This window comes from Endozoicomonas atrinae (genome assembly GCF_001647025.1).
GTDB lineage: Bacteria > Pseudomonadota > Gammaproteobacteria > Pseudomonadales > Endozoicomonadaceae > Endozoicomonas > Endozoicomonas atrinae.
Genome location: NZ_LUKQ02000044.1, coordinates 1 through 19,662 on the forward strand (window position 1 = coordinate 1; position 19,662 = coordinate 19,662).

Annotated in this window: 18 protein-coding genes; 2 read left to right on the top strand and 16 right to left on the bottom strand. The window is 48.1% G+C overall.

Annotated elements, in window-relative coordinates; all coding sequences use genetic code 11:
- From fabZ to galU, 16 genes are all read right to left on the bottom strand, one after another.
- On the bottom strand, positions 1–359 hold a 359-nt coding region (fabZ, locus tag AK963_RS35215), incomplete at its 3' end, for a 3-hydroxyacyl-ACP dehydratase FabZ (RefSeq protein WP_238593672.1).
- Between the two features lie 118 nt (positions 360–477).
- Entirely contained in the window at positions 478–1,491 is a 1,014-nt protein-coding gene (gene lpxD / locus AK963_RS08470; RefSeq protein WP_066015028.1) for a UDP-3-O-(3-hydroxymyristoyl)glucosamine N-acyltransferase, read from the bottom strand.
- A gap of 6 nt (positions 1,492–1,497) precedes the next feature.
- Positions 1,498–2,007 carry an OmpH/Skp family outer membrane protein gene (locus tag AK963_RS08475; protein ID WP_066015029.1) on the bottom strand — a complete coding sequence of 170 codons (510 nt, stop codon included), beginning with the start codon at positions 2,005–2,007 and terminating at the stop codon, positions 1,498–1,500.
- Positions 2,008–2,256: 249 nt separating this feature from the next.
- A complete protein-coding gene (bamA, locus tag AK963_RS08480) occupies positions 2,257–4,572 on the bottom strand; it encodes an outer membrane protein assembly factor BamA (RefSeq protein ID WP_066015030.1) in 2,316 nt (771 codons plus the stop codon).
- A gap of 187 nt (positions 4,573–4,759) precedes the next feature.
- Positions 4,760–6,151: a sigma E protease regulator RseP gene (gene rseP, locus AK963_RS08485; RefSeq protein WP_066015031.1), complete on the bottom strand. Its 1,392-nt coding sequence runs from the start codon at positions 6,149–6,151 to the stop codon at positions 4,760–4,762.
- The gene (gene ispC, locus AK963_RS08490) at positions 6,148–7,362 is read right to left on the bottom strand and encodes a 1-deoxy-D-xylulose-5-phosphate reductoisomerase (protein WP_066015032.1); all 1,215 of its coding nucleotides are present in this window, start codon (positions 7,360–7,362) and stop codon (positions 6,148–6,150) included. The genes rseP and ispC overlap by 4 nt, the downstream gene beginning before the upstream one ends.
- Positions 7,363–7,365: 3 nt before the next feature.
- Positions 7,366–8,169, bottom strand: coding sequence for a phosphatidate cytidylyltransferase (locus AK963_RS08495; RefSeq protein ID WP_066015033.1), 804 nt, complete (start codon positions 8,167–8,169; stop codon positions 7,366–7,368).
- Positions 8,163–8,942, bottom strand: a complete 780-nt coding sequence (uppS, locus tag AK963_RS08500; RefSeq protein WP_066015034.1) for a polyprenyl diphosphate synthase — start codon at positions 8,940–8,942, stop codon at positions 8,163–8,165. The genes AK963_RS08495 and uppS overlap by 7 nt, the downstream gene beginning before the upstream one ends.
- Before the next feature lie 191 nt (positions 8,943–9,133).
- Complete coding sequence (gene frr / locus AK963_RS08505; RefSeq protein WP_066015049.1) at positions 9,134–9,691, bottom strand: ribosome recycling factor; 558 nt, start codon at positions 9,689–9,691, stop codon at positions 9,134–9,136.
- A gap of 2 nt (positions 9,692–9,693) precedes the next feature.
- Positions 9,694–10,425: a UMP kinase gene (pyrH, locus tag AK963_RS08510; RefSeq protein WP_066015050.1), complete on the bottom strand. Its 732-nt coding sequence runs from the start codon at positions 10,423–10,425 to the stop codon at positions 9,694–9,696.
- Between the two features lie 254 nt (positions 10,426–10,679).
- Positions 10,680–11,540: a translation elongation factor Ts gene (tsf, locus tag AK963_RS08515; protein ID WP_066015035.1), complete on the bottom strand. Its 861-nt coding sequence runs from the start codon at positions 11,538–11,540 to the stop codon at positions 10,680–10,682.
- Positions 11,541–11,764: 224 nt separating this feature from the next.
- Positions 11,765–12,547, bottom strand: a complete 783-nt coding sequence (gene rpsB, locus AK963_RS08520; RefSeq protein WP_066015036.1) for a 30S ribosomal protein S2 — start codon at positions 12,545–12,547, stop codon at positions 11,765–11,767.
- A gap of 245 nt (positions 12,548–12,792) precedes the next feature.
- Entirely contained in the window at positions 12,793–14,013 is a 1,221-nt protein-coding gene (locus AK963_RS08525) for a glycosyltransferase family protein (RefSeq protein ID WP_066015037.1), read from the bottom strand.
- A 28-nt stretch (positions 14,014–14,041) separates the two neighbouring features.
- Positions 14,042–14,293, bottom strand: coding sequence for an HAD hydrolase family protein (locus AK963_RS31895; RefSeq protein WP_139117315.1), 252 nt, complete (start codon positions 14,291–14,293; stop codon positions 14,042–14,044).
- Entirely contained in the window at positions 14,272–14,862 is a 591-nt protein-coding gene (locus tag AK963_RS08530; RefSeq protein ID WP_083232542.1) for an HAD-IIB family hydrolase, read from the bottom strand. The genes AK963_RS31895 and AK963_RS08530 overlap by 22 nt, the downstream gene beginning before the upstream one ends.
- A 15-nt stretch (positions 14,863–14,877) precedes the next feature.
- A complete protein-coding gene (galU, locus tag AK963_RS08535; RefSeq protein WP_066015038.1) occupies positions 14,878–15,702 on the bottom strand; it encodes a UTP--glucose-1-phosphate uridylyltransferase GalU in 825 nt (274 codons plus the stop codon).
- A 316-nt stretch (positions 15,703–16,018) separates the two neighbouring features.
- Between galU and AK963_RS08540 the strand changes: the two genes are divergently transcribed.
- Together AK963_RS08540 and AK963_RS08545 are read left to right on the top strand one after the other, a co-directional pair.
- Positions 16,019–17,728 (top strand): sugar phosphorylase, encoded by a 1,710-nt coding sequence (locus AK963_RS08540; RefSeq protein ID WP_066015039.1) that lies wholly within the window; start codon positions 16,019–16,021, stop codon positions 17,726–17,728.
- Positions 17,729–18,131: 403 nt separating this feature from the next.
- On the top strand, positions 18,132–19,628 hold the full coding sequence (locus AK963_RS08545; RefSeq protein WP_066015040.1) for a hypothetical protein: 1,497 nt from the start codon (positions 18,132–18,134) through the stop codon (positions 19,626–19,628).
- Positions 19,629–19,662: the final 34 nt, after the last annotated feature.

A 19,662-nucleotide genomic window follows, 5' to 3' on the forward strand; every position in this document is an offset into this window, starting at 1 on the left:
TGCATCGTGAAAGTTTTCAGGAAAATCGGGAGTTTTAGGCATGACATTAACGGGATGAACAACAGGCTATTTAAAGTATAAAGGCAATCGCAGAATTCGTGACATATTTTGAAAATGAAATTGGTATTACGAATATGATAACCAAGGATACCTGCTGACTGAGCCATTGCCTCAATAATCAATACACCCGGCATCACCGGATGCTGTGGGAAATGACCATTAAAATGCGGCTCATTACTGGATACATTTTTGAGACACTCGATGGTGCCATTTTCTATATCCACATGAAGAACCCGATCCACCAGCAGAAAAGGATACCGATGGGGCAGGATCTCCTTAATTTCCTCAATTCGTCTCATTCGCCATAAACTCTAATCTTCGATGTAACAGAAAAAGGCTGGAAAACCAGCCTTTTTCTTTACCGTAAACATTCTCACCGGTAGTTAGCAGATGGATTTCAGTGTACTTATGTCTGTATCACTGTTTCTCCAGCTGTTTAACCCGCCTGGCCAGATCATCCAATTGCCGGAAACGAACCACGTTTTTCCGCCACTCGCGACTTTCCATAAAACCAGTGCCCGAGGAATAGGAACCAGCCTTGGTAATTGAGCGCGTAATCATGGCCATACCGCTGATAAACGTACCATCCGCAATGGTCAGATGACCGGCAAAACCGGCTGCTCCGGCAATAGTACAATTTTTACCAATCTTTGTACTTCCGGAAATACCGACACCGGAGGCAATGGCAGTGTTCTCGCCAATCACCACATTGTGAGCAATCTGAATCAGGTTATCCAGACGGACACCACTGTGTATTTCCGTATTACCCAGTGCCCCGCGATCAATACAGGTGTTGTTTCCTATTTCAACATCGCTGCCAATTACTACACCACCAATCTGGGCTATTTTGTGCCAGCGACCCTCAGAGTGTGCATTACCAAAACCATCACCACCAATCACCGCTCCGGAATGAATGATGGTTCTATCTCCAATGGTGACACCATGGCAGACCGTAACATTTCGATGAAGATGGACATCGGCTCCAAGCACAGAGTCATGACCAACCACGGTACCAGCATCAATGCGCACACCGGCCGCAATCTGAACACCTGCCTCAATAACAACATTCGCACCAATGGCAGCCGTAGAATCGACAATCGCAGTCTCATCAACAACCGCACTGGGGTGGATACCCTCCTTTCCACCACGATCAGGGTCGAACAGGGAAGACAACCGGGCATAGCCCAGATACGGGTTATCAAGAATCAGGGCATTACCAGTAAACCCACTGGCCGAATCAGAGCTGAGAATAACAGCACCGGCCTGGGTGGTTTCCAGATACTTGGCATAAGCCGGGTTAGCCAGAAAGCTTAACTCATGCCCCTGCGCATCCTGAAGTGTATTCAGACCAGAAACCTGCTTATCGGCATCTCCCTGCAGCTGGGCACCGCACTTTTCTGCCAGTTCGGACAAAGTATAAACATCAGTCATGATTCATTACTTCATCTGGTTGAGGCTTTCGATGACCTTACGGGTGATATCAATACCAGGGCTGGCATAGATAGCCATCTGACGATCAATGACCAAATCCAGCTTTAACTCATTAACGACTTTATCGATGGCAGTCTGCAGTTTTGGGCGCAGCTTTTCACGCTCAGCATTATCCGCTTCTGCCCTGTCAGTCTGATACTGACGTCCTTTCAGTTGCCAGTCTTCATACTTGCGCTGCAACTCCAGCTGACGCACTTTCAACTGCTCGGCACTCAGAGTCGGGCCATCTTTCTGTAGTTTTTCCTGCATATTACGAACGTCACCCTCAAGCTTCTGTAGAGCAACCAACTGAGGCTTGAACTTGGCTTCAGACTTTTTAGCGTATTGCTTCCCGGCATTGGATTCACTCAACACCATCACCGTATCAAGCACACCAATTTTACTGCCAGCAGTTGCAGCATTAGCCAGAGGGGCCAGCATAATCAGGGCCAGGAATGCCAGTCTGATCGATTTCAAAATAAATCTCCTGAGAAATTATCAGTCCCCGTAGCCTTTAAATATTACCAGGCAACAATGAGGGCCCCCTTCCAAGATATGAAGCCCAGTCAGTCATCAACAAATCCGATGATGTGGTATTTACTGCCAATTGCCCGGGGAAACTACGGTAAGATAGCGGTTAAAGGGAACATTATAAAGAAAAGGTGCCTGATAGCACCTTTTAATTACGTAAAACGCCCTCTTACAAGAGGGCTTATCAGAATACAATCAGAATGGAGTTCCCAGGGAGAACTGGAAGGTCTGAGTTTCGTCCTTGCCTTTGGCATTCAGAGCCTTAGCCAAACTGAAGGTCAGCGGGCCAAGTGGGGTAATCCAGGTCAGCCCCACACCAGTACTGTAGCGCAACTCACTCAAATCTGGCTTGAAGCAATCAACAACCTGATTACTGCAGGTCGTATCAAACACATTACCGTAATCAAAAAACACGCTGGTTCTTAATGAACGCTGATCCTTAACAAATGGTAAAGGGAATAGTACTTCAACCGTACCCTCAATCAGCACATCCCCCCCCATGCTGTTGAAGTCGTCGGCGTTATCCCTCTGCGCTGCTTTAGGTCCAAGTGAGTTATCCTTATAACCCCTGACAGAACCAAAACCACCGGCATAAAAGTTTTCAAAAAATGGCATTTCTGACGTACTGCCATACGCACCACCATATCCAAGGCGGGTTGCAACACGTGCTGTTAAACTGCGGGTAATTGGCTGAAAGTACTGCCCCCGGTAAACCAGTTTATAGAACGTGGTGGTTGAGCCTGGTATAGCAGCCGACAAAGATACACTTTGAGAATAACCGGCCGTTGGCAAAAGTCCGCGGTTCAACTCTGACTGAGACCAGCCCAGTGACGTTTTGATATTGGTAAACTTCGTACCCTCTGCAGCCAGGTAATCCATAATCACCTGGGGTGTACCAGAACCAGTAGTAATCTCCGTACCATCAACCCCAAGACTGAAGTTAATGGACTGTGTTTCAGACAATGGATAGCCAAAACGCACATTACCGCCAAACGTGTCAGCCGCATAACTCGAAATATCCGAGTCGCTGTAATCGTAGGTTCGATAGTAGACATCAAAACCACGGGAGACTCCGTCAATGGTGTAATAGGGATCCATAAAGCTGAAATTGTAGAGCTGACTTACATCACTCTTGTTCAGCCCCACTGTCACCTTGTTTCCGGTTCCAAGGAAGTTGCTCTGGCTGACAGAACCACCGAGCAACAGACCGTCAGACTGAGAGTAACCGATACTGGCCGTTACACTACCGGAAGGCTGCTCTTCTACGGTGTAATTAACATCAATCTGATCACTGGTGCCCGGCACAGGTGGCGTTTCAACATTCACTTCCTTGAAATACCCAAGACGTTCAAGCCGCACCTTGGACTGCTCAATCTTCTGAGTGTTGGCAGAAGCACCCTCCATCTGGCGCATTTCCCGACGTAATACTTCGTCATCGGTTTTGGTATTGCCTGAGAAATTGATACGACGAACGTAAGCTCTTCGACCTGGATCAACAAAGAAGGTCAGTTCAACCGTTTTGTTTTCATGATCCGGCTTTGGAATTCCCGTCACATTGGCAAACGTATACCCTTCATTACCAAGACGGCGGCTTAGAATCTCCTCAGTGGTAGTGATCAGCTTACGGGAGAATACCTGCTCAGGCTGTGCCAGCAGCAGCTTTCTAGCCTCTTCTTCTGGAATAATCAGATCACCGGCAAGCTTAACGTCACTGACTGTGTACTTATCACCTTCATCAACGTTGACAGTGATATAGACACTCTGCTTGTCAGGGCTGATTGAGACCTGGGTGGATGTGATATTAAAGTTAATATAGCCACGATCAAGGTACCACGATCTCAGGCGCTCAAGATCGCCAGATAACTTTTCCCGGGAGTACTTGTCAGCAGAGCTGAAAAACTGATACCACTCCGTTTTCTGCAATTCAAAAAGATCAATCAATTCATCTTTAGGGAAAGCAGTATTTCCGACAACATTAACATGTTGAATCGTAGCAACCTTACCTTCCTTGACATTAATACGCAGCTTTACCCGATTGCGGGGCTGAGCCTCAACATCAGCAGTAATTCGTGCACCATAGCGCCCCTGGGCAACGTATTGACGCTCGAGTTCAAGACGGATGGCTTCCAGCGTAGCCTGCTGAAAAATTTCACCCTCAGCCAGACCGGAACGCTCAAGACCTGTCATCAGGTCTTCCGTCTTGATGGCCTTATTACCCTTGATCTCAATTGAGCTGATTGATGGTCGCTCAACAACTGCAACGACCAGCACATCGCCTTCACGAGCCATGCGAATATCATTGAAATACCCGGTTTGATAAAGAGCACGGGCAGCCCCGGCAATATCAGGCGATTCAATATCATCACCAACCTCAACAGGCAGGGCATTAAAAACTGTCCCGGCTGAAACCCGTTGAAGGCCATCAATCCGGATATCTGAGACGACGAAGGCCTGGGCAGCAGGCGCGATGGCTAAAGAGCCAATCAGCAGAGACAACAGTGATCGCTTCATGGAATCCGTTCTTATCCGTGTTCATTTCGCATTAACGTGAAAAACATTTTACTTCACCGTTTTTCATGATTTGCAGTTGCGCAGAGCGCAAAATGCTTTTCTTTCGCCTGAATATTCAATATTCAATATTCAAACCAATGCTATTGCAGCCATTTCAGAAAGCCCAATAACTTTTTGACCCACAGGGTCATTGAAAGAGGCGACTAAGGTCGTTATACATGGCCAGCATCATTACGCCGACAACAAACGTTACCCCGATTTTCAAACCCAGTGTCTGCATCTTCTCAGAAAGAGGTTTACCCCTGACCATTTCCACGAGATAGAAAAGCAGGTGACCTCCATCCAGCACCGGTATAGGGAGCAGGTTCAGCACCCCAAGGCTTACGCTTAACATTGCCAGAAAATAGAGAAAATTTTCCAAGCCAGACTCAAGTGACGCGCCAGCCACTTTAGCAATGGTTATCGGACCGCTCAAGTTTTTAACAGAAACAAGCCCTACAACCATCTTCCAGAGGGACTCTAGTGTCATACTGGTCAGTGACCAGGTTGCCTGAGCACCTTTTACCAGTGATTCAATGGGACCGTACTGTAAGTGACGAATCATGGTGTCTGGCCAGGAAACCTGTTGGACACCTGCACCAATAAAACCGGTTGTCACTCCATCGGTGGATCGACTGCCCGGAGTCAACTGAATACCCTGACTAACGCCACCCCGCTCAACCAGCAATTGAAGAGGCTTACCAGCATTGTCGCGGATTACTTCCACAAAATGCATCCAGTCAATGACTGCTTCCCCATTAACGCGAAGAATTTTATCACCTGGTTCCAGACCATCTCTCGCTGCCGCCCCATCTTCAGCCAACTGGCCAATGACAGCAGGGATTTTTGGAGAGTAAGGTAAAATACCCAGAGAGCGTACGGGGTTTGGCTGCTCTTCATTAATCAGCCAGTCCACTACCGCAATATTTCTATCTCTGACCGCACCGTCTGAGGCAACTCCAGGCTCACCTGCCCGGATGGAGAAATCAAGATTCTTACTCTCACCAATATACCCCAGCAACTCCATGTTCACTGCCTGCCAGCCTGGCGTTTCAACACCGTTCACCGCAACAATTTCATCACCAGGATGAATTCCAGCAACGGCAGCGGGTGAATCGGGAATCACTTCGCCAACCTGAGGCATCAGGGTACGAACACCCACCATATACATGAGCCAAAGGGCAAAAACAGCAAGAAGAAAGTTAGCTGCAGGTCCGGCAGCCACAATCGCGATCCGGGAAAGAACGGGCTTACTATTGAAGGAAAGGTGCAACTCATCACTGGGAACCGGGCCTTCCCTCTCATCCAGCATCTTGACATATCCGCCCAGCGGAATTGCAGCAATACTGTATTCAGTACCGTGACGGTCAGTCCAGCTCCATAATGATTTACCAAAGCCCACGGAGAAACGAAGTACCTTAACACCACAGCGACGGGCAACCCAGAAGTGACCATATTCGTGAATACTCACCAGTATTCCAAGAGTCACTACAAAAGCAAATATGGTCTGCGCTGAGTCAAGAAGCGATTCAAAAATCATGCAACACCCTGCATTTGTATAACCTGTTTCTGAGCCAGATGGCGGGCTTCCCTGTCAGCCTCCAGCACTTGATCTAAGCTTCCGGCACTCAACACCGGTAATGTCTGTAATGTTGCATCAATGACTTCAGGTATGCGATCAAAGCGCAGCTTTCTATCAAGAAAAGCATCAACCGCAATTTCATTGGCAGCATTCAGCATAGCAGCTGCTGTGCCTCCACTGTGTGCCGCCTCCTGGGCCAGTCTCAAACAGCGGTAACGCATCATGTCCGGAGCATAGAAGTCAAGCCGGGCAATCTCGGCCAGAGACAACGGAGAAACACCGGATGGTATTCTTCTTGGCCACGCCAGAGCATGGGCAATGGGTGTTCTCATGTCCGGATTTCCCATCTGAGCCAGCACAGAGCCATCCACGTAATCCACCATTGAGTGAATGATACTTTGAGGATGGATGACCACCTCCACCTGCTCGGGACGGGCATCAAACAACCAGCAAGCTTCAATAAACTCGAGCCCCTTATTCATCATCGTGGCCGAGTCTACCGAAATTTTACGCCCCATGCTCCAGTTTGGGTGGGCACAGGCCTGCTCAGGCGTTACTGCGGAAAAACTTTCTACAGGTGACTGCCGAAATGGCCCTCCGGAAGCGGTCAGCAATATCCTTCTAACACCCGCCCGCTCAAGCCCCAAATGATGATCAGCAGGCAGGCACTGAAAAATAGCGTTATGCTCACTATCAATAGGCAGGAGAACAGAACCTGAAGCCTTAACAGCATCCATGAATAAAGCACCGGTCATCACCAGTGCCTCCTTGTTCGCCAGAAGAACTTTTTTCCCAGCACGAACAGCAGCCATGGTAGGTGAAAGCCCAGCAGCACCGACAATGGCTGCCATAACGACATCAACCTCACCATCAGTCGCAACCTGATTCATCGCATCCAGACCGGATTCGACCGTAATACTCAACCCTTCGGACTGAAGATCTGTACGAAGATCACGGGCTGCCTGCTCATCCGCCATAACAATATATTGTGGCTGAAACTGACGAGCCTGCTCCCGCATAACTTCCGTATTTCTGCCAGCTATTAAAGAATGAACGCTGTATAGATCCGGGTTACGAGCAATAACATCCAATGTGCTCTTACCAATGGACCCGGTGGATCCCAACACACAAACCCGCTGTCTGCCGGATTGAAAGCATGATGCAGTCACGACCTATACACCCCTGATTATCATGACATAGAGAGTAAATATCGGAACGGCAGCAGTCAGGCTATCAATTCGATCAAGAACACCACCATGACCTGGCAGCAGGTTTCCACTGTCCTTAACTCCTCTGTACCGTTTCAGAACACTTTCCCAGAGGTCACCCAGAACGGAAACCAGAACAGTCAGAATGGTCAGCGTCAACAGTGATACCCCCTGAAAAAAACTGACACTGCCAAACAAGGTAACGAGGCTTGAAATCAGCATTGAAAACAACACACCACCGACCAAACCCTCCAGGGTCTTTTTAGGGCTGACCCGCTCAATAAGCTTTATTTTGCCAAATCGCTTTCCAGCAAAATACGCACCACAGTCTGCAGCCCAAACCATCACCAGAAGGGTAACAATCAACCAGGCTGAGTCTGTCATTTGTTTGAGTTCATAAAGACCCAACCATGCCGGCACGAGAGTCAGCCCCCCCATCAATAACCTAAGCGGCCGGCTCTCAAGCAAGCGAGCACTCCCCGGGTATTGTTTGACAAGGATGAAAGCGATCAGCCACCAGACAGCAGCCAGTCCAAGGGTGAGAAAAGGAGGTAAAAAAAGCGTCAAACCACAGAAAGCACCAATAGCCAGTGCATAAGCCAGACGAACAGATCGTTGTTCAAAGCCAGAAAGGTTTGCCCACTCCCAGGCCGCAAGCATGATAATCGCGGCGATAAAGAAGCCAAAACCGGTTAACGGTAATAAAAACACTCCAGCAAGCGCTACAGGCGCCAGTATAAGAGCCGTTATAATTCTTTGTTTCAACACGGTGTTTCAGCCTCCACCTGCTCGCTGGTTTTGCCAAATCGTCGCTGGCGACGGGCGTAGCTCAGCAGGGCCTGCTGAAATTCATCACGTCCAAAATCCGGCCACAAGGTTTCGGTAAAATAAAACTCACTGTAAGCACATTGCCACAACAGGAAGTTACTGATTCGTTGCTCACCACTGGTACGAATCAATAGATCCGGGGCTGGCAAACCTGACGTACTGAGATGGCGCTCAACCGCTGACTCATCAATACTCTCTGGCACAAGCTCTCCAAGAGCCACTTTTTCAGCCAGCTGGCGTGCAGCAGAAGCGATATCCCACATACCACCATAGTTAGCAGCAATAACCAGGGTCACTGCATAATCATTCGCAGTATATGCTTCTACTTCTTGAATATGTTTCTGAATTTCAGGGCTGAACCGGGTAACATCACCAATTACCTTCAGTCGGATACGGTTTTTCTTTAACCGTCTGGCCTCTCGCTTGAGCACATTCAGAAACAGGCGCATAAGCCCATTAACTTCAACAACCGGCCGATTCCAGTTCTCGCTGCTGAAGGCAAACAGCGTAAGCACTTCAACACCGTGATCAGCGCAGGCCTCAACCACTTCACGAACACGGTTCACACCAGCCCGATGTCCAGCCAGACCTGGCAGATGCTTCCTTTTGGCCCAGCGGTTATTACCATCAAGAATGATAGCCACATGGCGCGGCAGCCTATCTGGCGGAACTTCCTGAATGCCGCTTTTTCCCTGTAACGATGTATTTGCCATGAATTAAGACGATCTGAAAATTGGCAGGTAAAAAAAGTGTAACAGTAGAACCTTGCAGGAGCCCGCTGTAAAAAGCAAGCACCTGCAACGCATCAAAAGACAGCTGACGCCTGAACTCCTGAAGTCATTACACCTGACTCTTCTCTGATAAAGCAGACAAGGCAGTAACTTCAGACCAGCACTGCCAGCCATTAGATCGCCATCAGATCCTCTTCCTTGGCAGAAAGATTTTTATCAACTTCAGCAATAAACTGATCAGTCAGCTTTTGAACATCATCCTGACCGCGACGCTCATCATCTTCACTGATCTCTTTTTCCTTCTCCAGCTCCTTAATATCAGCCAGTGCATCACGGCGAATATTACGAATGGCAATACGGGCATTCTCTGCATCCTGACGCGCCTGACGAATATAGCCCTTGCGGGTTTCTTCGGTGAGCGGTGGCAAAGGAATACGAATCACTTCACCAGCAGTTGAAGGGTTAAGCCCAAGGTCAGACTTAAGAATAGCCTTCTCTACATCAGGAACAATCTGCTTTTCCCAGACGCGCACTGCAAGCGTACGACCGTCTTCTACAGAAACGTTAGCCATCTGACTCAAAGGTGTTTCTGAGCCATAGTAAGAAACCCTGATACCATCTAGAAGGCTTGGATGAGCTCGACCTGTACGAATCTTGTTGAAGGCAACCGTCAACGATTCAATGGTTTTGCCCATACGCTCTTTGGCATCATCTTTAATCTCATTGATCATCATTAACCCCCGTTTACCAGTGTTCCTTCATTTCCACCAACCACAAGATTTAACAGAGCCCCGGATTTGTTCATATTAAACACCCGAACAGGCATCTGCTGGTCTCGCACCAGACAAATAGCCGTTAAGTCCATAACGCCCAGTTTGCGCTCCAGGACATCATCATAGGTCAGCTGATCAAATTTAACCGCATCAGAATGCTTTACCGGATCCTTATCATAGACACCGTCAACCTTGGTGGCCTTGAGGACTACATCAACACCCACCTCAATCCCCCTCAGGCAGGCTGCGGAATCGGTGGTAAAAAATGGATTTCCGGTACCGGCAGAAAAAATCACAACATCACCAGAATTGAGATATCTCATTGCACGGCGATGATCATAATGTTCAACAACACCACTCATGGGAATGGCTGACATAACCCGGGTATTAATATTGGATCGTTCAAGGGCATCACGCATGGCAAGGGCATTCATCACGGTTGCCAGCATCCCCATGTGATCACCGGTTACCCGGTCCAGGCCTGCAGCACTAAGGGCCGCACCACGAAAGAGGTTTCCACCACCAATAACGATACCAACCTGTACACCGATCCCTACTAACTGACCGATTTCCAGGGCCATTCGATCCAGAACCCTGGGATCAATACCAAACTCACCCTCACCCTGAAGAGCTTCACCACTGAGCTTCAGTAGTATGCGTTTGTATTTCGGTTGACTATCACTTGCCGGCATGTTCAGTTTCCGAGTCTGGTTGGCTAAATTACACTCAACTTGCAAATGCGCTGCCATCTGGAAATCAGCCATAAAAGCTGCATTAGATAAATCATCTGGCTGAAATGACCTTCTCTAACCAATCAGCCTGCGAGTTGATGTGTTCTGACAGTTGATATTCTTATCCATGAAACCTTCCCATGAAGAAAACCCGAAAATCAACCATCAGCTACGGATAGACATGAAAAGGCCAACCCTTTCGGTTGGCCTTTGTATTACAGTCCTGCCTGAGCGCGGACTTCAGCAGCAAAGTCCACTTCTTCTTTCTCGATACCCTCACCAACTTCAAAACGTACGAAACTGGATACAGCAGCACCTGCCTTCTTGGCCAGCGCACCAACAGTGGTGTCAGGGTCTTTTACGAAAGGCTGTTCCACCAGGCTGCTCTCTGCCAGGAACTTGCTGATACGACCTTCAATCATCTTCTCGATGATGTTGGCAGGCTTGCCAGACTGCTCAGCCTGAGCCTTGAAGATCTCTTTCTCTTTCTCTACCAGTTCAGCCGGCATGTCTTCCTTGTTAACCACCTGTGGGTTAACAGCAGCAACGTGCATGGCAATATCACGAGCCAGTTCAGTATCACCACCTTCCAGCTTGGTCAGAACGGCGATGCGGTTGTTACCGTGAACGTAAGAGCCGATCACACCACCTTCAACGATAGCGATACGACGAACACCGATGTTTTCACCGATCTTCTGAACCAGCGCCTGACGGGCTTCTTCCAGTTCACCTTCCATCAGAACAGCAACATCAGCTTCCTTACGGGCAAAAGCAGCATCCACTACTTTTTGAACGTAACCCAGGAAGTTATCGTCACGGGCAACGAAGTCAGTTTCACTGTTAACTTCAACCAATACACCAAAGCTGGCGTCATCAGCTACTTTAACAGCTACAATACCTTCCGCAGCGATACGACCGGCTTTCTTGGCAGCTTTTGCCTGACCGGACTTACGCATTTCTTCGATTGCAACTTCAATATCGCCCTGTGCTTCAACCAGTGCTTTTTTGCACTCCATCATGCCCAGGCCAGTACGTTCACGCAGTTCTTTTACCAGTGCTGCACTAATAGCTGCCATGGTTGATTCCTCTCAAATTGACAGTCTTTTTATGCCACCATCCAAGTAGAATAAAAATGGCATAAAAGAATAGTTATCTGTACATCGGAAAAAAGGGGGCAAAGCCCCCTTCTACTCCAAACAGTATCTTTTATTTTTGCAGGACAATCCCAAACGAAACCACCCTGCACCCCGGTCATATGACCAGCCACTTAGATGCTGCCTGGAGCCGGATCTTCAAAGCCTCAGGCTTCTTCAGAACCTTCCGCTTCTTCAGCCTTGGGAGCTTCCTCAGCCTTTGGCGCTTCTTCGACTTCTACGAACTCGTCTTCAGCACCAGTGCTCGCACGGGCACGGCCTTCCAGAATCACATCAGCAGCAGCCTTCAGGTACAGCTGAATAGCACGGATAGCATCATCGTTACCTGGGATAATGTAGTCCACACCTTCAGGGCTGGAGTTAGTATCAACGATACCGATTACAGGAATACCCAGCTTGTTGGCTTCCTGAATGGCAATGCGCTCATGCTCAACGTCGATAACGAACAGAGCGTCAGGCAGACTGCCCATATCCTTGATACCACCCAGACTGCGATCCAGTTTTTCCAGATCACGGCTGCGCATCAGAGCTTCTTTCTTGGTCAGCTTTTCAAAGGTACCGTCGTCACGCTGGCTTTCAAGATCACGCAGACGCTTGATGGACTGACGAATGGTCTTGTAGTTGGTCAGCATACCGCCCAACCAGCGGTGATCAACGTAAGGCATGCCACAGCGAGAGGCTTCTTCACGGATGATCTTACCAGCAGCGCGCTTGGTACCAACAAACATGACCTTGTTTTTGCCTGCAGCCAGCTTACCGATAAACTGCAGAGCGCCATTGAAGGCAGGCAGGGTGTGCTCAAGGTTAATGATATGAATTCGGTTGCGCGCACCAAAGATGTACTTGTTCATCTTTGGGTTCCAGTAACGGGTCTGGTGACCGAAATGCACGCCAGCCTTGAGCATGTCACGCATAGTGACTTGAGTCATGGGAATCTCCTGATTCAGGGTTATGCCTCCAAACACCCCATGTGTTCGACCAGATCATGATCCGCATAACGAATTCAAAAGCTGGCACCCAGAACCATGTGTCGGTGAATGTGAGATCTTTTATCAAAGTTAAGTTTAATGAGATCCATTTTGCTCAGTCCTGAGACTGAACGCGATGTGCCTCATCTCGAAATCGAGTGGCGCTTTATACCATATCCATACAGTTTTCGAAACTTTTTCTGAAATCAACTGAAATGCTGATTATCTTCTTCTACGGCATCATACAGCCGCTCCAATATATCCGGAACCGCTGACATCACCCGGTTCCAACTTGGAATAAAGGGTCGTTCCATGGGGTTTTCAAGGAAGTGCTGACCTGCTTCCATGATATTTCTGGCAAACAGTTCAACGGCCCGCTCTTCACTGTCACGATCCACATGCAGGCCATTGATCATGGCGTCATCGTAATAGGATTCGATAAAGTCCAGAGCCACCCGGTAATAGGTCGCCTTGATGGTCCTGAAGGTTTCGGTATTAAACTGAACCCCATTGGTCGCCAGTTTACGAAAAATAGCCTTGATGATGTCATGGCTCATTTTCGACAGCCCCCGACTGACATCACCTTCAGACAGAGGCTGATGCTTGTGATCGTAAATATCCGCAATATCCACCTGACAGAGGCGCTTGCTGGAATAATTACGCTTAACCTCCGACAGCACACCAATCTCAAGCCCCCAGTCACTGGGAATCCGGATATCGTTAAACACACTGGTTCTCATGGAGAATTCACCGGCCAGCGGGTAACGGAAACTGTCCAGATATTCGAGATACTCCATTGGTCCGAGGATTTTTTTCAGAGCCCTTAATAGAGGCGTAACCAGCAGACGGCTGACCCGTCCATTTAACTTATTATCAGCAATTCGCGCATAGTAGCCTTTGCAGAAGTCGTAACTGAATGCTGGATTAGCAACTGGGTACAACAGTTTGGCCAGAAGATCCCTTTGATAGGTCACAATATCGCAGTCATGCAGCGCGACAGCTTCAGACTTGGCCGACGCCAGCACATAGCCATAACAATACCAGACATTCCGCCCCTTTCCGGGTTCTCTGGGGGCCAGCCCTTTACTGGCCAGCAACGTATCAATTTCCTGTAACTTAGGACCATCCTGCCAGAGGATACGGTGATGCTGATCGAGCCGTCCAAAAAAATCTTTGGCATAGGCAAACTGCTCTTGATCGGCACGATCCAGTCCAATCACAATTTCAGAGAGATAGCGAACCTGGCTCAGTTCTTCGACAATATGTCCTAATGCTGGCCCTTCCAGCTCTGAAAACAGTGAAGGCAACACCAGCGACATCGGGCGCTGACGAGAGAACGCCAACAGATCACGCTCCATGTCTTCGGTTGATCGAACTCTCAGATTATGAAAATTGGTAATAATTCCATTCTGGTAAAAGTCACCCATCACCGCATCCTTTCTCTGCTATTAGAAATTACTTTATTTTTTTACTAAACAAATCGAGGATGGCCTGATTCCACCCCTCAGGACCGACGCCAGAGGTTTCAACAACCTCAACAATATGACTTACATCCGGTTCCAGACCGTGCTCCGAACGGATAAGCACCGGATAATCCACTGCTTCAAGCATCGGCAAGTCGTTCATCCCATCCCCAAGAGCACAGGTCGTAAAGCTATCTTCCGGATATTCCTGCCGGTACTTTTTCAGCAGCGCCTGCAGTGCCAGCCCTTTATTACCTTTCCCGGAAACATGATAAAAACGCCCCCCCTTGTCAGGTGAAGCCCTTCAGACTCCAGCAATTCGATAAACTCTGGCAACGCTGAGTGACTATCGAGCCAGACCAACGGCTCACTGGCCTTTCGAGCCATGGCTTTAACGGCTTCACCTATTGATAAGCCGGTAACCTCGGCCACCTGTTCCTCAGTCAAATCGCCAAAGCCTTTAAATCGAAAACCATACTGACGTCGGATATTGGATAAAACCCGGCGTATGCTCCGATAGGGCTGACCATGAAAAAAGTGGGTAGCTTCTGTTTCACAGGAATCCCGAAAACAGCCCGCCGGGATCGTTGTCACCATGCCATTTTCAGTAATAAACGGCTGCTCAATCCCCATTTCACGCTGAATAACAACCGCCTCTGCCAGCGTTTTACTGGTATTAAAAATGACTGGTATTTCACGCTCATACAGCAACTTCAGCGCAGGCTGAGCCACAGCCCAGCTATAGTTATCATGATCCAGAAGGGAACCATCAAGATCGGTAAAAACCAGAATTCTCGGCGTTTTTGCTTCCATCAAAAAACCATCCGCTCAGCCAAAACGTCTTTGATAAATGGCATTGGTTGCCTCGACAAAACCACCAATACTGCCGCAATCAAATCGCTTACCCTGAAATTTGCAGGCAATCACACAACCACTCCTGGCCTGAGTCAAAATGGCATCCGTGAGCTGCACCTCACCGTTTCTCCCAGCTTCCGTGCTGGCAATAATGTCAAAAATATCGGGGGTCAGAACGTAACGTCCAATCACAGCAAGATTACTGGGTGCCTCAGAAGGAGCCGGCTTCTCAACCATGTCCGTCACCCGAATCAATTGTTCATCCAGGGCTTCCCCCGCAATCACACCGTATTTTTCGGTTTCCGCCTCTGGCACTTCCTGAACCGCAAGAATCGTGCATCGAAACTGCTTATAAAGATTAACCAGCTGAGCCATCACCAATGGCCCCTCATCATTCACACAGAGGTCATCAGCAAGAATGACACCGAAGGGCTGATCACCGATTAATGTCTTCCCGCAGGCAATGGCATGCCCCAGCCCCAGCATCTGGTTCTGCCGTGTATAAGAGAATGTACATGCCGACATCACATCCCGAATCGAAGACAGTTTCTCCTCCTTACCACTTCCAGCGATCTCGGCCTCAAGCTCATAGTTAATATCGAAGTGATCAGGAATCGCCCGCTTATTCCGGCCATTAACAAAACCAAGATCCGTTAACCCGGCTTCCATAGCCTCCTCAACCCCATATTGAATCAGCGGCTTGTCAACAATTGGGAGCATTTCCTTGGGCATGGACTTAGTGGCCGGTAGAAACCGTGTTCCATAACCGGCAACAGGAAAGAGACATTTTGAAATCATCCAATAACTCCTTTTATTGCTTTACGTTGAATTCGATGCAGTTGTTTCAAGCAGTTCCCATGCCAACGTTCAGTGGTTAGGGGGCGTTCTCAATTAGCCATGAGACCAGTTGATAACACAAGCTTTCAGGCAAGGCGGACGACGCAGGGCATGGTGGTTCCATGTTCAAGTCGTTCAACGAAGCATGAGTGCTTGAGTTATCAACTGGTCTCATGGCTAATTGAGAACGCCCCCTAACCACATGGCACAACTCATGCTACCGATATCAAGAAAGTGAATCAGAACTTCGTACTGCTGCTATTTCAGGAGAAGCATTGTGCAAAGCTACCCACCGATCTTTGCGTCATTTCATCAGTCCCTATCTACACTCCTTGAAACACCTTATGGTGATAAGTCTGATGACCTCGCCAGCATTATCGTTCGCCGGGTTGAGCACTTTCTGCACAATCATGAACAGCAGGATTTTGACGCCTGGTCAGAGCAGGATATTTTTCTGATCACCTACGGTGACAGCTTGAATGATGGTGAAAAAAAGCCACTCAACGTATTGAATAAATTTATCAAAAGTCAGTTGGGACAACTGATTTCAACGGTTCACATACTCCCCTATTTTCCTTTCAGCTCTGATGACGGCTTTTCAGTCATTGATTACCTGCAGGTCAATCCAGCTCTGGGAAGCTGGGAGGATATCAGGGCAATATCTGAAGATTACCGGGTGATGACAGACCTGGTTATTAACCATGTTTCCAGAGAAAGCCTGTGGTTTGCTGATTTTGTCAGTGGCACCCAGCCAGGCCGGGATTACTTTATTGAGGAAGAGCCTGCAACCGATCTGAGCATGGTAACCCGCCCCAGAAACTCGCCTCTGCTGGTACCCACCCAGACACGACGGGGAACCCGCCACGTCTGGGCCACCTTCAGTGAGGACCAGATCGACCTTAACTTCAAAAACCCGGATGTGCTGATAAAAATGGTCGATATTGTCCTTTTCTATCTCGCCCAGGGCACCAGCGTAGTGCGCCTTGATGCGATTGCTTTTTTATGGAAGAGGCTCAATACATCCTGCGTTCATCTACCAGAGACACATACCATCGTAAAATTAATGCGACTGATCGTTGAAAAAGCCCGACCTGGCGCACTGCTGATAACAGAAACAAATGTACCAGACCCTGAAAACTTCAGCTATTTCTCTCAAGGTAATGAGGCGCATATGGTGTACCAGTTTGCGCTGCCCCCCCTGATACTCCATGCACTAAACCGGGGCACCGAGAAATACCTGGCGCACTGGGCAAGGGCGCTGCCAGAATACCCTCAGGGTTGCACTACACTGAATTTTACCGCTTCCCATGACGGCATTGGACTGCGACCACTTGAAGGGCTGGTTCCCAATAGCGAGGTCTCTGAACTGGTTGACAGCATGCACCGCTTTGGCGGATTCGTCAGCATGCGAACACTTCAGGATCAGAGCGAAAAACCTTACGAAATCAATATTTCTCTATTTGATGCAATGAAAGGTACACGGCGCGGTGAGGACCACTGGCAGGCACAGCGTTTTCTCTGCTCACAGATCATCATGCTCGGAATGAAAGGTATTCCAGCCATCTATATTCACAGTCTACTGGCCACTCCAAACGATCTTGCCGGCGTTGAACGTTCTGGCCGCACCCGATCCATCAATCGTCGCAAATGGGATATTGGAGACCTGTTCACAGAGCTGGACAACCCCGTTTCAATGCAGAGCATGATTTTCAAAACACTGAAAACAATTATTGGAATTCGCCAGAAAGAAAGCTGCTTTCATCCCGACACCCCTCAGCAAATCATTAATTTTGCACCCGGTATTTTCGCCTTCCCAAGGATCGAACCTAAAGCTGACAAAAGCCTGACTGCTATTCATAATTTGACCGCAACCCATATGGACATCAATGCAGGAAAATACCAGGGCTGCTTTGACCTGCTTAGCGGCAATACCTTTACCTCTGAACATTTAAAGCCCTATCAAAGCCTGTGGCTGGTTTCCGGGTAACCCCCAGAGGTCACATGAATAGATCAGCAAGTTAAAGGAATTCTATTGTCATCGCATCCAGCAATAATCCCCCGATATCATTACAGCATTCAAACAAAACCTGCAGGTGCTACAGCTAGCCAAGAGAAAAGATAACACCCCAAAAAACAAAAAAACCTTAACAAATCAAATGCACGATCATCTTTAAAATCACCATCAGTCCATCATTAAACCTCTCAAGTAACAACAAGCCCGCAACAATAATCAGTTTCAAAACCAATATAAAACTATTCATTTACGTTATTTATATAACATCTATTGCTCAAACAGGCCGCATGCACATCCAGGCAAACGGAACTATATTCTTTCAACGTGGTCAATCTACCAGTTAAATAACTCACCTTAATATTTCAGAGTTAAAATAATGAACAGAGTCACTGGCAGCTTACTATTCTGCGCACTGATTATTTCTATTACGTCTATAGAAACAGTTGCAGCAAGAAGTCCCGCATGGAAAGAACCGGCCCAGGTTGATGATTATTACGGGCAGCACACTCCTCCGGTTGTCAATGTCACCCCTGAGAACACTGACGAGTTGAATATCAATCTTTCCAACAAAACAGAAATTGAGAAACAATATATACAGGCTTTCTATTTGAGAGGTGAGCGTGATGGTGACATCCTGCTCAAAACGATTGATGATCTTCGTCGCAACCTGAGAGACTTAAGCGTCATTGTCTCTGAGCTTCAGAAAGTTTCTGACGAAAGCATACTTCAACCAATACCTGTAAGGGAATTTCTTGACAGTGTGAGAACGTTCAGACAGGAATCAAACTTATTCCTTGAAGACGTTAACAATCTGGAGCATTTTCCAACACTTAGACCAGACATTACTGCGGACCCGGGTAGCCAGGTTGATATGCTCCCGCTGGTTCACCAATATCAGTCAACATTGCGAAGGCTTGATTCCCAGGTCAGCGAACTCCATTTCACCATCGTCCTGCCAAATGGCATGCTTCACCAGCAGCTCGGAATCAGTAGCGACCAGCTCAAATCGATGTCACTGTATACTTCAGATCAGATCGCTGACATGAAACGCAATGTTCTGCAGCTACGAGCCATGCGGACTCAAGATAAACGGGTCATTGATGAGGGAATCAACCGATTCACCAAAGATGCCATTGAAACATTTATCGACACCTTCGGCACATCAGAAAGATACAGAACCATGTCCGACCCGGAAGGTAGAACAAGAGCCAAAGAGATGTTAATCGATGCATTTTGGGCAAGATCCTACATCCGGGCTACCTACGGTATTCAAATAGGCTGCATCCCGGTTGAGTATGACAAGCGTATTTTCAACCTGGATTACTATCTTAATGATATGACCGTTGGTGCTGCTCCCATTTATGATCAGAACAAGCTCATGCGCTATGCAAACCTCGCCCAGGAAGCGATGGTAACCATAGAAAATTCCGCCAGCCGCAAGTGGTCCTCTGTCAGCTCATGGATCACCTGGGTTGCCGGCAAATCCAATGAGATGGACACCAAATATTTCATCATCGCCCTGATTAAAAAAGATATTGATGAAGAGCTTGCCATCAGCCGCTCAGGCGGCCTGAGAAAGGTTCGTGACGGGTATCGCCAGCATTACCTCAGCTCTGACATGGGAAGAGCACTGTACCAGACAAAAGCCAGACAGGTTTTCAGCTCATCAGAAGAACTGGATGACGATGATATTGAAAGCGATGTGATGATGGTTGAGGCCGGCACTCTTAAAGGCGCCGTTGCCATGTGTATCAACGCTCTGGAAAATCAGGAAAACCGCCTCGATGAAGCCAGAAAGCAGCAAAGCGTGATTGACATGCTGACAAAGGACAATGTCATTTCTGAGCGTAGAAAAAGAAGGCGGCTCTTTTAACAATATAAAAACAGGGCAGTGAGTACCTGTAACA